Annotated in this window: 9 protein-coding genes and 4 tRNA genes; 1 reads left to right on the plus strand and 12 read right to left on the minus strand. The window is 59.8% G+C overall.

The window, feature by feature from the left end; translation table 11 throughout:
- Positions 1-2: 2 nt before the first annotated feature.
- Entirely contained in the window at positions 3-1,277 is a 1,275-nt protein-coding gene (locus AC1DYR_RS02315; protein WP_477703662.1) for an efflux RND transporter periplasmic adaptor subunit, read from the minus strand.
- A gap of 168 nt (positions 1,278-1,445) precedes the next feature.
- On the opposite strand from AC1DYR_RS02315, the gene AC1DYR_RS02320 reads away from it, so the two are divergent.
- Positions 1,446-2,117, plus strand: coding sequence for a TetR family transcriptional regulator (locus AC1DYR_RS02320; RefSeq protein ID WP_477649567.1), 672 nt, complete (start codon positions 1,446-1,448; stop codon positions 2,115-2,117).
- Here the strand turns inward: AC1DYR_RS02320 and AC1DYR_RS02325 are convergent.
- From AC1DYR_RS02325 to AC1DYR_RS02375, 11 genes are all read right to left on the minus strand, one after another.
- Positions 2,114-2,749, minus strand: coding sequence for a DUF6806 family protein (locus AC1DYR_RS02325; RefSeq protein WP_477703663.1), 636 nt, complete (start codon positions 2,747-2,749; stop codon positions 2,114-2,116). The two genes, AC1DYR_RS02320 and AC1DYR_RS02325, sit on opposite strands and share 4 nt — an antisense overlap.
- Before the next feature lie 63 nt (positions 2,750-2,812).
- Positions 2,813-2,905 (minus strand) — tRNA-Leu (locus AC1DYR_RS02330).
- Between the two features lie 82 nt (positions 2,906-2,987).
- A tRNA-Cys gene (locus tag AC1DYR_RS02335) sits at positions 2,988-3,061 on the minus strand.
- 99 nt (positions 3,062-3,160) lie between these two features.
- Positions 3,161-3,236, minus strand: a tRNA-Gly gene (locus tag AC1DYR_RS02340).
- A gap of 74 nt (positions 3,237-3,310) precedes the next feature.
- Positions 3,311-5,740: an endopeptidase La gene (lon, locus tag AC1DYR_RS02345; RefSeq protein ID WP_477703664.1), complete on the minus strand. Its 2,430-nt coding sequence runs from the start codon at positions 5,738-5,740 to the stop codon at positions 3,311-3,313.
- 115 nt (positions 5,741-5,855) lie between these two features.
- Positions 5,856-7,121 (minus strand): ATP-dependent Clp protease ATP-binding subunit ClpX, encoded by a 1,266-nt coding sequence (gene clpX, locus AC1DYR_RS02350; RefSeq protein WP_457280299.1) that lies wholly within the window; start codon positions 7,119-7,121, stop codon positions 5,856-5,858.
- A gap of 120 nt (positions 7,122-7,241) precedes the next feature.
- The gene (clpP, locus tag AC1DYR_RS02355) at positions 7,242-7,898 is read right to left on the minus strand and encodes an ATP-dependent Clp endopeptidase proteolytic subunit ClpP (RefSeq protein WP_477703665.1); all 657 of its coding nucleotides are present in this window, start codon (positions 7,896-7,898) and stop codon (positions 7,242-7,244) included.
- Positions 7,899-8,055: 157 nt separating this feature from the next.
- A complete protein-coding gene (gene tig / locus AC1DYR_RS02360) occupies positions 8,056-9,366 on the minus strand; it encodes a trigger factor (protein WP_477703666.1) in 1,311 nt (436 codons plus the stop codon).
- A 108-nt stretch (positions 9,367-9,474) separates the two neighbouring features.
- Positions 9,475-9,561: transfer RNA gene (locus AC1DYR_RS02365), tRNA-Leu, on the minus strand.
- Between the two features lie 118 nt (positions 9,562-9,679).
- On the minus strand, positions 9,680-12,925 hold the full coding sequence (locus AC1DYR_RS02370) for an efflux RND transporter permease subunit (RefSeq protein WP_477703667.1): 3,246 nt from the start codon (positions 12,923-12,925) through the stop codon (positions 9,680-9,682).
- A gap of 7 nt (positions 12,926-12,932) precedes the next feature.
- Positions 12,933-14,102 (minus strand): efflux RND transporter periplasmic adaptor subunit, encoded by a 1,170-nt coding sequence (locus AC1DYR_RS02375; RefSeq protein ID WP_477647656.1) that lies wholly within the window; start codon positions 14,100-14,102, stop codon positions 12,933-12,935.
- Positions 14,103-14,159 lie beyond the last annotated feature (57 nt).

A 14,159-nucleotide genomic window follows, 5' to 3' on the forward strand; every position in this document is an offset into this window, starting at 1 on the left:
CCTTACTTCGCTGCTGCAGAAGCAGCGGAGGCAGCAGGCGCAGCAGCTTGCGCGCCGGAGGCGGCGGATGCGGGGGCGGAAGCCGCATCGGCCGGCTTCGCACCCGCCGGTTGCCATGGCACGGGCTTCACGGTTGCACCTGGCTGCAGTTTCTGGAACCCATCCACCATGACTTTTTCACCGGTCTTCAGGCCGTCGAGCACCACCCACTGGTTGCCCTTGGCGGAGCCGATCTTGATGGGACGCGGGCTGACTTTTCCATCGTCACCCACCACCATGACAGTGTCGCCCTGCGCGGTGCGCGTGACAGCTTGCTGCGGCAAGGTGATGGCGTTGCTGGCCTGCGCCTGCTCCAGGCGTACGCGCACGTAAAGGCCGGGGAGCAGCTGGCCACCGGGATTGGGCACCTCAGCCCTCAGGGTCACCTGCCCCGTCGTGGAGTCGACCGTCAGGTCGGAAAACAGCAGGCGGCCGGGGCGAGCGTATTCAGTGCCATCTTCGAGCACGATGCGCACGCTGGCCGCTTCGGCACCGGTGGCACGTTTGAACTGGCCACTGTCCATGGCTGCACGCAGCTTCATGATTTCAGGAGCGGATTGCGTGAAGTTCACATACATGGGGTTGATTTGCTGGACCACAGCCAGCTGGGTGGCCTCACCCTGGCCAACCAGCGCACCTTCGGTGACCAATGCGCGGCCAATGCGGCCCGAGATCGGGGCTGTCACTGCGGCGTAGCCCAGGTTGATGCTGGCTGTCTGCACATTCGCCTTGCCCACGGCAACGTCGGCCTCCGCCTGCTTTTGTGCCGCGACAGCGTTGGCATATTCCTGTTTGCTGATGGCGTTGGCTTCTACCAGCGGCTTGTAACGCTCGGCCAATGCGGCGGCCTGCGCCAGGTTAGCCTCGGCGCGCGCCTGGCCGGCTTTCGCGCTGGCAGCGGCGGCGGCATACGGTGCGGAATCAATCGTGAACAGCGCCTGTCCTTCTTTCACGTCGCTGCCTTCACGGAAAAGCCGTTTTTGCAAGATACCGGCTGCGCGAGCCCTGACCTGTGCCACGCGTGAAGCCTCAAGGCGGCCCGGCAGCTCGGTCACCAGACCGACGTCACCCTGGGTGACTGTCACCACGCCCACTTCCGCAGGAGGCGGTGCTCCGCCGGGAGCGCCGGCGCCCTTGCCGCATCCGGCCAGGAACAATGTGAGTGCAGCAACCAGGACGAGAGGCTGGTATGGCGCAAACTGAAACAAAGGCGAATGGACAATGCGGGACTTGGGCATGCTGATCCTCAAAATTTGGGAAAAAAGCGGAATATGTGAGCGGCGTTTGATGCAAGTCATCTTTTTGCCGAAAACAAAAAGAATAAGGGTTTTTACGAGTGATATAGTTTACATACATTTGTGAATGTATAACGACAACCCTCTAAATTGGCTTGCAGGAGAGATGGATTGGCCCGTCGGACAAAAGAAGAAGCCATGGCAACCCGGCACAAGCTGCTGGATGCCGCTGAACATCTGTTTCAGGCGCAAGGTGTCTCACGCACAAGCCTGCAGGACATTGCACGCCGCGCGGGGGCCACACGCGGTGCTGTCTACTGGCATTTCAAGGACAAGGCAGACCTGTTCAATGCCATGATGGAACGGGTCACCCTGCCCATGGAAAACGCGTTCAACCAGGAAATTGACCCACAGCAACATCCCGGCGAGGACCTTCTCAATCCGATGGACAGGATACGACGTTCCACTGCCAACGCGCTGCGACAAATTGTGACTGACGCGCAAACGCGGCGCGTCTTTGAAGTGGCGACCCAGAAGGTCGAGTATGTGGAGGAACTCCAGGCGGTTCGCCTGCGTCACCTGGCAGTGCGCGGTGGTTTTTTATCCGGCATCCAGCAAAGCATGGAGGCGGCAGCTGCACAGATGCGCCTCCAGCTGCCTGCGCCGGCTTCAGCGGCGGCGCAGGGGCTGCATGCGCTGATTGATGGCCTGATACAGAACTGGCTGCTGGATCCGGGGGCTTTTGACCTGCTGGAGGTCGGCCAGCATGCGATTGATGTTTACCTGCGGGGACTCGGCTTTCCCGGCTCGCCTGCAGCCTCAGGCTCGCCCAAGCCGGCTTAGTGCAAATGCCGGGGCTTGCGGCCACCGCCGCCGTGGCCCGAACCGCCCTGCGGTCCGCCCAGGCCGCGCGGCGGTTTACCGAGTTGCATGGAGTTCACCAGTGCATCAAAGCGCTGCTCGAACAGCTTGTCGACGGCCGCAACGACCTCACCGAGCTCAGATCCGTCAAAGTGGCGCTCCATCAGGCCGATCATGTCCTGGACAAGGAGATCGCGCTGCACCTGCATGATGGCTGCCGGCGTGGGGCCCACAAAATACATCGCGAAGTCATCACGGGCTTCCTCTTCGTCCGCGCCTTCATCTTCGTCAAAGTCGGAGTCGTAGAAGGTCACTTCGATGGGAGCACCCACTTCAGCGAGGTCGTTCAGGCCCATGCACATTTCGTCGAGCGCCTGGCGAAAGTCTTCGTCGCCAGGGACTGTCCAGCACATTTGCAGCAAATGTTTTTGTGCGTCAAACCGGATGCCCGGCTCTTCCTCATAAGCGCTGGCTGCACCGGCCGCCAGGGACTTGGAGCCGGTGTACTTCCACAGCGGCTTGAGGGCCTCCTGCAGCTGCTCAAAATTGACGTCCGCGCGCAATGGCACTTCGCCGTGGACGTGGATCTCAAAAGGTGTGTTGTAGCGGGACATGATGGAATTTATCTTACCCAGTTTTCAAAAGCGCGCCCGGCGCGTGGGTGAGCCGCCCAATCGTGGTGCCTGAGACCGGAATCGAACCGGTACGCCCGTTATTCACGAAGCGGCGGATTTTAAGTCCGCTGTGTCTACCTATTTCACCACTCAGGCTCAAACGCCGTATTCAAACGTCCGGCAGCGTATTGTCAAACAAAAAAGCCCCATAACTGGGGCTGGTTGCAGGGAGCTGTGATGGAGGCGCGGGCCGGAGTCGAACCGACCTACTCGGATTTGCAATCCGGTACATAACCGCTTTGTTACCGCGCCGTATTCTGTCTGCCTGATAAAGCCCAACGGCTTTACCGAATAATCCAACGAAACCCCCAATGAAAAAGGACAGCATTTTTAAAGTGCTGCCCTTTGAATTGGAGCGGGAGAAGAGTCTCGAACTCTCGACCTCAACCTTGGCAAGGTTGCGCTCTACCAACTGAGCTACTCCCGCGATTACAGCCTCAAATTATAGCGTAGTTTTTTGGGCTTTTCCAAAAGCCGCAAAAAACTTTGCGAAAGGCCTTATTAATGTTTCACCGTCCCTGCTGCTTCCGCAGGCGGAACCGCAGCAACCGGCGCAACAACAGCGGCTTCTTCGTCGGTCAGCGGAACAGGCTGGCGCTCGAGCGCGACCTGCAACACCTGGTCTATCCATTTCACCGGCACGATCTCCAGGCCGCTTTTAACGTTGTCTGGAATCTCCTGCAGGTCCTTGGCATTTTCCTCGGGGATCAGCACCGTCTTGATGCCGCCCCTCAAGGCAGCGAGCAGCTTTTCCTTGAGCCCACCGATGGCCGTGACCTCGCCGCGCAAAGTAATCTCGCCCGTCATGGCCACATCACCGCGCACAGGTATACCCGTCATCGCGGAGACAAAAGCGGTGGTCATCGCGGCGCCCGCGCTCGGACCGTCCTTGGGTGTTGCACCGTCCGGTACGTGGATATGGATATCGCGCTTTTCGAACATCTCGTCCTTGATGCCGAGAACCTTGGAACGGCTGCGCACCACCGTACGTGCGGCCTCAACGGATTCCTTCATGACATCGCCCAGCGATCCCGTACGCGTGATCACGCCCTTGCCGGGCATCATGGCAGCCTCAATCGTCAGCAAGTCGCCACCGACTTCCGTCCACGCCAGCCCCACCACCTGGCCGACCTGGTTTTGTTGTTCGGCGCGGCCATAGTTGAACTTGCGCACGCCCAGAAAATCGTTGAGATTATCGGGCGTCACGACGACCTTGGGCGTCATCTTTTTGAGCTGGATACCCTTGACCACCTTGCGGCAGATCTTGGAGAGTTCACGCTCAAGCGAACGCACGCCAGCTTCACGTGTGTAGTAACGCACGATGTCGCGCACGGCCTGCTCCTGCACTTCGAGCTCTTCATCCTTCACGCCATTGTTCTTGACCTGCTTGGGCAACAGATAACGCATCGCGATGCTGGTCTTTTCGTCTTCGGTGTAACCGGACAGGCGAATAACCTCCATGCGGTCCAGCAAGGCCGGCGGAATGTTCATCGAGTTCGAGGTAGCCACGAACATCACGTCGCTCAGGTCGAAATCAACCTCGACATAGTGGTCACCGAAGGTGTGATTCTGCTCAGGGTCGAGCACCTCCAGCAGCGCGCTGGACGGGTCGCCACGGAAGTCAGTGCCCAGCTTGTCGATCTCATCCAGCAGGAACAACGGATTGCGCGTGCCAGCCTTGGTCAGGCTCTGCAGAACCTTGCCCGGCAAGGCACCAATATAGGTACGGCGATGGCCGCGGATTTCGGCTTCATCGCGCATGCCACCTAAGGCCATACGCACGTACTTGCGGCCCGTAGCTTTGGCGATCGACTGGCCCAAGGAGGTTTTACCAACCCCCGGAGGCCCAACCAGGCACAGGATAGGAGCTTTGAGCTTGTCCACGCGCTGCTGCACGGCAAGATACTCAACAATGCGGTCTTTGACTTTTTCAAGACCATAGTGGTCTTCATTGAGAACGTTCTCGGCGTTGCCCAGGTCGTGTTTGATCTTGGTCTTTTTGCTCCACGGCAGGCCGGTCAGCACGTCGATATAGGTGCGTACCACGGTTGCCTCGGCCGACATGGGCGACATGAGCTTGAGCTTCTTGAGCTCGCTCTCGGCCTTTTTACGCGCTTCCTGCGGCATCTTGGCGGTCTTGATCTTTTTCTCGATCTCTTCGATGTCCGCCCCCTCTTCGCCTTCGCCCAGTTCCTTCTGGATGGCCTTGACCTGCTCGTTGAGGTAGAAGTCGCGCTGATTCTTTTCCATCTGGCGCTTGACGCGTCCACGAATTTTTTTGTCGACATTGAGGATGTCGACCTCACGCTCAAGCTGTTCGTACAGGTTCTCAAGCCGGGCCTTGACATTGTCAAGATCCAGAATCACCTGCTTTGCATCCAGCTTGAGGGGAAGGTGCGCGGCGATCGTGTCGGCCAGGCGTCCTGCATCGTCGATGCTGGAGATCGAGGTCAGGATTTCAGGCGGGATTTTCTTGTTCAGTTTGACGTAGTGGTCAAACTGCTGCATCACGGCACGGCGCAATGCTTCGATCTCACTGGTTTTGTCACCGGCGATCACAACCACGGGCTCTACAGGTGTGACATTGGCCGTGAAATGCTGCTCGCCCTCTTCGATCTTGTTCACGCTGGCGCGCTGCTGCCCTTCCACCAAGACCTTGACGGTACCGTCGGGCAGTTTGAGCAACTGCAAGATAGTGGCAACACAGCCCACCTGGAACATATCTTCCACCGAAGGCTCATCCTTGGCAGCGGCCTTTTGCGCCACCAGCATGATGCGGCGCTCGGCCTCCATGGCCGACTCCAGCGCCTTGATGCTCTTGGGGCGACCCACGAACAGCGGGATCACCATATGAGGAAAAACCACCACGTCCCGCAATGGCAGGAGGGGTAGGTCGATGGGGGTAGAAGGCAATGAAGTTTGTCCGGACATATAAACCTTAAACGTTGGCCGTGGCAGCCAGTTGCATGGCCCGGCGAAACACAATCAACCCAGACATGGGGCGCAGGAGGCGCTTTTCAAGCATTCCGGCCAGCCTTTGTGGTCCTCAGGCTTTCTTGGCCGCTTCGCGGTATACCAGCAAGGGAGCCTTGTTTTCTTCGATTGTGGACTCGTCCACCACCACTTTATCCACATTGCTGGCATTCGGCAGGTCGAACATGGTGTCGATCAGCGACTGCTCCAGGATGGAACGCAAGCCGCGCGCACCGGTTTTACGGGCCAGCGCCCTGCGGGCAATGGCTTTGAGTGCGGAGGGCCGGATTTCCAGATCAACCCCTTCCATGGCCAGCAACTTGCTGAATTGCTTGACCACGGCATTTTTGGGTTCTGTCAGGATCTGCACGAGTGCGTCTTCCGTGAGTTCGGCCAGCGTCGCCACGACCGGCATCCGGCCGACCAGTTCAGGAATCAGACCGAACTTGATCAGGTCCTCAGGCTCGACATCCTTGAAGGCTTCGGTCAGGCTGCGGGCCTTCTTGCTTTTGACGGCCGCGCCAAAACCGATCCCGGAAGCTTCGGTGCGGTTCTCGATGACCTTTTCCAGACCCGAGAATGCACCACCGCAGATAAACAGGATATTCGTGGTGTCCACCTGCAGAAAGTCCTGGTTAGGGTGCTTACGGCCGCCCTGTGGCGGCACTGACGCCATCGTTCCTTCAATCAACTTGAGCAGCGCCTGCTGCACACCCTCGCCTGACACGTCACGCGTGATGGAAGGATTGTCGGACTTGCGCGAAATCTTGTCGATTTCGTCGATGTAGACAATCCCCTGCTGGGCACGTTCAACTTCGTAGTTGCAGCTCTGCAGCAGCTTCTGGATGATGTTTTCGACATCCTCGCCGACATAACCTGCTTCGGTCAGCGTAGTAGCGTCGGCCATCACAAAGGGAACGTTCAGCGTACGCGCCAGTGTTTGGGCCAGCAAGGTCTTGCCGGAACCGGTGGGGCCGATCAGCAAAATATTGCTTTTGGTCAGCTCCACATCGTCTTTTTTGGCTTTTTCCTTGTGGCGCAGCCGCTTGTAGTGGTTGTACACCGCCACTGCCAGGGTGCGCTTGGCCGGTTCCTGGCCAATCACATAGCCGTCCAGTGTTCCCTTGATCTCTGAGGGCGTGGGCAGGTCGGTGCGCGTCTCACGAACGTCGTCACCGGCTGGAAGTTCGTCGCGAATGATCTCATTGCAAAGATCGATGCACTCGTCGCAGATAAAAACCGAAGGGCCAGCGATCAGTTTTTTGACTTCGTGCTGACTTTTACCGCAAAAAGAGCAGTGCAAAGTCTTTTCGCTGGAGGAGCCTTTTTTCTCGGCCATTGGGGGGATGCCTTTAAGGAGCCTGGAGGGGAACTGTTACCTAATGATAACCAATAAAAAAACGGCGTTTCTGTTACAGAAAACGCCGTTGTTGCAGTGCAACTGATGAGCTTTGGACGACTAGGGCCGCTTGGAAATGACCTGGTCAACCAAGCCGTATTCCTTCGCCTCGTCCGCAAACATGAAATAGTCCCGTTCCGTATCGCGTTCGATCTTTTCAACCGGCTGACCGCAGTTGGCCGCCATGATCCGGTTGAGCTGGTCGCGCGTCTTGAGGATGTCGCGGGCATGGATTTCGATATCAGTGGCCTGGCCTTGCGCGCCGCCCGAAGGCTGGTGAATCATCACGCGCGAATTGGGCAGCGAAAAGCGCTTGCCTTTGGTGCCGGCCGACAGCAGGAAAGCGCCCATGCTGGCCGCCATGCCCACGCAGAGCGTAGAGACATCCGGCTTGATGAATTGCATGGTGTCGTAAATCGCCATGCCGGCCGTCACGGAACCGCCGGGGGAGTTGATGTAGAAGGAAATGTCCTTGTCCGGGTTTTCGCTTTCCAGGAACAGAAGCTGTGCAACCACCAGATTGGCCGTCTGGTCGTTTACCGGCCCCACCAGGAAAATCACGCGCTCCTTGAGCAGGCGCGAGTAAATGTCGTATGAGCGCTCGCCGCGGCCGGACTGCTCGATGACCATGGGCACCATGCCCAGACCTTGCGCATCCTGGGCGCCTGCTTGCGGGCCGGTATAGCTGCCGCCGTAAATACTGTTTCGGACCATCATGTTTTCTCCAGAGATGTTTGTACTGTACCCAAAAACTCCCTCAGGGAGTTTCGGCGATGGCTGACAACAGACTCGCGAGCCGTTGTGCCGTAGCTCAAAGAAATTGGGGCCTGTGCCGCAAAGCACAAGCCCCAATGTCAGCAATAGCGCTGAAGAATCAGTTCTGGCCCATCAGCTCGTCGAAGGAGATGGTTTTTTCGCTGACTTTGGCCTTGCCCAGCACGAAGTCGGTCACGTTGTTTTCAATCACAACAGCCTCGACTTCGGCCATGCGGCGGTTGTCGCTCAGGTACCAGCGCACCACGTCCTGCGGCTTCTCGTAGCTGGCGGCCAGCTCTTCGATATGGGCCTTGAGCTGCTCAGGCTTGGCCTGCAGGTCATTGCTGCGCACCAACTCAGCCACCACCAGGCCCAAGCGCACGCGCTTTTCGGCTTGCGGGCGGAAGATTTCTTCGGGAATCGGCGCCTTGTCGGCGTCCTTGATGCCGCGCTGCTTCAAGTCGGCGCGGGCGCCTTCGATCATGCGGTCCAGCTCGGCCTGGACGCTGGACTTGGGCAGGTCGAGTTCGGCGTTGGCCACCAGCGCGTCCATCACCGCGTTCTTGTTACGGGCCAGCAGGCGGAACTTGACTTCGCGCTCGAGGTTTTTCTTGATGTCGGTGCGCAGGCCTTCGACCGTGGCGTCAGCGATGCCCAGCGATTTGGCCAGTGCCTCATTGACTTCGGGCAGGTGAGCGGCTTCAATTTTCTTGACCGTCACGAGGAAATCGGCCTGCTTGCCGGCCACGTCTTTACCATGGTAGTCGGCGGGGAAGTTCAGGGGAAAGGTCTTGCTTTCGCCGCTTTTCATGCCGCGCACGGCGTCTTCGAATTCCTTGAGCATCTGCCCGTCGCCGATCAGGAACTGGTAGTCCTCGGCCTTGCCGCCTGCGAAAGGCTCACCATCGATCTTGCCTTCGAAGTCGATGGTGGCGCGGTCGCCGTCTTGCGCAGGTGCATCGGCTGCGCGCTGGGCGAAGGTGCGGCGCTGCTTGCGCAGGATGTCCAGGGTCTTGTCGATGGCAGCGTCGCTGACTTCAGCACTGACCTTTTCGACTTCGGCGCCCGACAGGTCGGCGATCTTGACTTCAGGGTAGACCTCGAACACCGCGTCAAACACCAGTTCGCCCTCAGGCGCGCCCTCTTTTTCGCTGATGCGGGGCTGGCCGGCAACACGCAGCTTGGCTTCATTGGCGGCCACCGCAAAAGCTTCACCGACCTTGTCGTTCATGACTTCGTAGTGCACCGAATAGCCGTAACGCTGGGCCACCACGTTCATGGGGACTTTGCCCGGACGGAAGCCGTCCATCTTGACCGTACGGGCCAGCTTCTTCAGACGGGTGTCAACTTCCGACTGAATGGTGTTGACGGGCAGCGAAAGCGTCATTTTGCGCTCGAGCTTTTCAAGGGTTTCAACAGTCACGGCCATGATGGTTCCTAAGATCAAAAATAGTCAAAACAGGTTTTCACCTGGCATGTTGCGGGATTTCCGCAACGGCTGAGCGCACGGGGCAACAGGTGCCCACGGGTCTCAGGGTGGTGCGCGGGGGGGGACTCGAACCCCCACACCATTGCTGGCGTCAGGACCTAAACCTGGTGCGTCTACCAATTTCGCCACCCGCGCGCCGGAAACAAAAACGGGAATCCGAAAAACCTCCGAATCCCCGCTTGAAATCGGTCAACTCTCTATTTTAGCCGTTATCGGGCCCGGTTTTTCGTCCGGAACCGACGGCTGGAGAGAATCAGGCCGGCTGTGGCTTTTCGCCCATGCGTGGCTTAACTTCCAGCTTGTCTTCCCGTTTGACACGGAACCACGCTGCATACATGGCAGGCAGAGCCAGCAAGGTCAGCACCGTTGCCACAACCAATCCACCCATGATTGCGACGGCCATAGGCCCCCAGAACACGCTGCGCGACAGCGGGATCATGGCCAGAACCGCCGCGGCGGCGGTCAACACGATGGGCCGAAGCCTGCGTACGGCGGATTCGACAATTGCGTCCCAGGCCGGCACGCCACGGGCGCGATCCTGTTCAATCTGGTCAATCAGGATCACGGAATTGCGCTGAATCATGCCCATCAGCGCGATCACACCCAGCAGGGCAACGAAACCAAACGGCCGTCCCAGCAGCAGCAACGCAGCGGCCACACCGGCAATGCCCAATGGACCCGTCACGAAGACCAGCATGGTCCGGCTGAAGCTTTGCAGTTGAAGCATCAACAGGGTCAGTATCAGGAAACCCGCGATGGGCAAGCCGGCAACGATCGACGACGAACCCTTGCTGCTTTCCTCCACCGCGCCGGCCACCTGGATGCGGTAGCCCGCCATGCCCTTGTCCAGCCATTTGGCTTCCAGCGCCTTGAGCTTGGGCATCAACTCCTGCGTTACCGTGGCGCCCTGCAGGCCTTCAACAATATCACTCTGCACCGTGATGGCGTAGTCGCGGTTTTCACGCCACATCACGCCCGGCTCCCAGGTGAACACCGGCTTGGCAATCTGCGTCAGCGGAATCGACTTGCCTGAAGCCGTGGGCAGGTAGGCGTTGCCGATGTCGGTGATTGCGTTGCGCTCGTCCAGCGGCTGGCGCAACACGATGTCGATCAGCTTGTCACCTTCACGGAACTGGCCGACTGCCGTGCCCGCCAGGATGGTGCGTGAAGCCTGTGCAATCGACTGGCTGGTCACGCCCAGCGCGCGCGCCTTGGCCTGGTCCACCTCCAGCCGCAGCACTTTCACCGACTCATTCCAGTTGTCGTTCACACCGCGGGTGTTGCCGCTCTCGCGCATCACCGCCTTGACCTCGTCAGCGCGGTCACGCAGCACCAGCGGGTCAATGCCAACCACACGGAACTGCACCGGGTAAGGCACGGGCGGCCCGTTGGGCAGCAGCTTGACCCGGCCGCGCACTTCGGGGAATTCGGTGGCCAGCAGGGCCGGGAGCTTGATGCGCAACGACTCGCGCACCTTCAGGTCCTTGGGCAGCACAATCATTTGCGAGACGTTGGTTTGCGGAAAGACCTGGTCCAGCGGCAAATAAAAACGCGGCACGCCCGAGCCCAGCCAGGTACTGACCGAGCTGACGCCCTCTTCCTTCATCAGGCGCTGCTCCACCCGCCTGGCGGTGGCCTCATTGGCGGCAAAGGAAGTGCCTTCAGGGAACCAGATATCGACCATGATCTCGGGCCGGCTCGAATCAGGGAAGAACTGCTGCTGCACCTTGCCCATGCCGACGATGCCCAGCGCAAAAATCAGCACCGTCGAGCCGATGGTGATCCAGCGGTGCTCCACGCACCAGTTCACCGTTTTGCGAAAGGTGTTGTAGAACGGGCTGTCGAACATCTCGTGCGGGCTGTCCTGGCCGGCGGCCACTTCCTGCACATGCGGCGGCACCTTGAGCAGCAACGTGCCCAGGTAAGGCACGAAATACACCGAGACAATCCAGCTGAGCACCAGCGCGATCACGGTCACGGCAAAAATCGCGAAGGTGTATTCACCGGTGGTGGACTTGGCCAGGCCGATGGGCAAAAAACCCGCGGCGGTAATCAAGGTACCCGTCAGCATGGGCATGGCGGTGATCTCATAGGCGAAGGTGGCGGCGCGCACCTTGTCGTAGCCCTCCTCCATCTTGCGCACCATCATCTCGACGGCAATGATGGCGTCGTCCACCAGCAGGCCCAGCGCGATGATCAGGGAGCCCAGCGAAATCTTGTGCAGCCCGATACCGTAGTACCACATGGCCAGAAAGGTCAGGCTCAGCACCAGGGGAATGGTGATGCCCACCACCAGGCCGGGCCGCATGTCGATGTAATAGCGCTTCCACAACGGCAACTGGCCGGGGCCGCTATGCGGACGCTTGTGGAAACCGAGGCTGATGAAGCTCACCGCCAGCACAATCACCACGGCTTCGATCAGCACGCGGACAAACTCGTTCACCGAGGTCGACACGGCTTTTGGCTGGTTCTGCACATTCACCAGCTTGATGCCGGCCGGCAAGGTTTTCTCGATGCGGTCCGAGAGGGTCGTGAGCGACTTGCCCAGCGCGATGATGTCGCCGCCCTTGGCCATCGAAACGCCGAGCGCAATCACCTCCTTGCCCTGGTAGTGCACCTTGACGGATGGCGGGTCCACATAGCCACGCTTGATCTCGGCGATGTCGCCCAGCTGCAGCTGGTTGCCGGAGCTGCCGCGGATCGGCATGATGCGCAATTGTTCAATCGCCTCGAACTGGCCCGCCACCCGCACCTGCACCACATCCAGCGGCGTCTGCACCGCACCGGCAGATTCCACCGCGTTTTGCTGGCCCAGTTGCGCCAGCACCTGGTTCAGGTCCAGCCCCAGTTGCGCCAGGCGTTTTTGCGAAATCTCAATGTAGACTTTTTCGTCCTGTACGCCAAACAGCTCCACCTTGCTCACGTCGGGTACACGCAGCAGCTGCTGGCGCACATCGTCGGCAAAGGTCTTGAGTTCGGCGTAATTAAAACCGTCAGCTTCCAGCGCGTAGATCACGCCATACACATCGCCGAATTCGTCGTTGAAGAACGGGCCCTGGATGCCGCCCGGCAGTGTGCCGCGCATGTCGCCGATTTTCTTGCGCACCGAATACCAGACGTTGGCAACATCACCGGGTTTGGACGAGTCCTTGATCTGGAAAATGATCTGCGACTCGCCGGGCTTGGAGTAGCTGCGAATCCTGTCGGCATAAGGCGCTTCCTGCAGCGTGCGCTCCAGCTTGTCGGTCACCTGCTCGGCCACCTGCTGCGCCGTGGCGCCCGGCCAGTAGGTGCGCACGACCATGGCGCGGAAGGTAAAAGGCGGGTCTTCGTCCTGCCCGAGCTGGAAGTAGGCGGCAAAGCCCAGGATCATCAGCACCAGCAGGAGGTAACGCGTGAGCGCCGGATGATCCAGCGCCCATTTGGAAAGGTTAAAACGGGTCGAGGGCGAAGCCAGTTCGCCGGGAGCATCGCTGCTGTCTGGGTGGGGTTGCGTCATGCCGTCCTCACTTCGCGGCAGAAGCAGCGGAAGCGGCAGCCGGCGCCGCCACGGGTGTTGCTACAGAATTGATAGCCGTTTGCGCCGGACTGGCGCCGGCTACAGCCACACTTGGCTGATAAATACTGACTTTCTGGCCCGGCGAGAGCACATGCACGCCGGCGCTCACCACCAGCATCCCGGGCTGCAACCCGGAAGCCACCACCACATCATTACCGTCTGCCGTGGCAACCTGAATGAGTTGCGGCTTGACAGTCATGGTGGCCTTGTCAACCACCCATACCGCCGTGGCCTTGCCTTCCTGGCGCAGCGCTGTTGTCGGCAGCTTGATGACCGGCGCACCCACCACGCTGCCGGCCTGCGGCACCACATACACCGTGGCGCCCAGCGGCGGCGGCTCTTTCGCGTCAACGGAAACCTTGACGGTGTAGGTCCGCGTGACGGGGTCGTTGCTGGCCGCCACTTCGCGCACTTTTCCGGTCAATTCGGCGGTCTGGGACCACACGCGAATACTGACCGGCGAGCCAACCTTGATCGCCGCTACCTTGTCCTCGGGCACAGAGAACACCACATCACGCACACCATCCGCTGCAATCCGCACCACCGGTGCGCCGGCCGTCACGACCTGGCCCGGCTCGGCCTCGATCGCGGTGACAACCCCTGACACATCCGCAACCAGCGCCGCGTAGTTGGCCTGGTTGCCCTGCACGGCCAGCTGGGATTGGGCCTGTTCCAGTTGCGCCTGGGCCGCCTTCAGCGTGGTTTCGCGGCGCTCAAGCTCGGCACCACTGATGAAGTTCTGCTCTTTCAGCTCCCTGTAGCGCTTGAAATCGGCGGCAGCAAGATCGCGGTTGGTGGCGGCGGCGGCGACCTGCGCTCGGGCCGCATCGGCCGCGAGCTTGTAATCCTGGGGATCGAGGTTGGCAAGCACCTGCCCGGCCTTGACGCGCTGGCCAAGTTCGGCCTGCCGCTTGATGATCTTGCCCGCAACCCGGAAGCCGAGCCTTGACTCCACTTGGGCGCGGACCTCGCCCGCATACTCATGGCTGGAGGAAAAGGCGTTGGTCCCGACAGTGATCACCTTGACGGCGCGAACCGGCTCTTCTGGCGGGGCGGGTTTGGAACAGGCTGCCAGCAGGACGGCGGCGCCCACCAGGGAGAAAACGGTTTTGTTCATGATCTGATCGGGATGAAACCCGCTTGGAGAGCAGGGTAAAAAATGAGCCTGGAAAAG

This window comes from Polaromonas sp. P1_F9, from assembly GCF_056405615.1.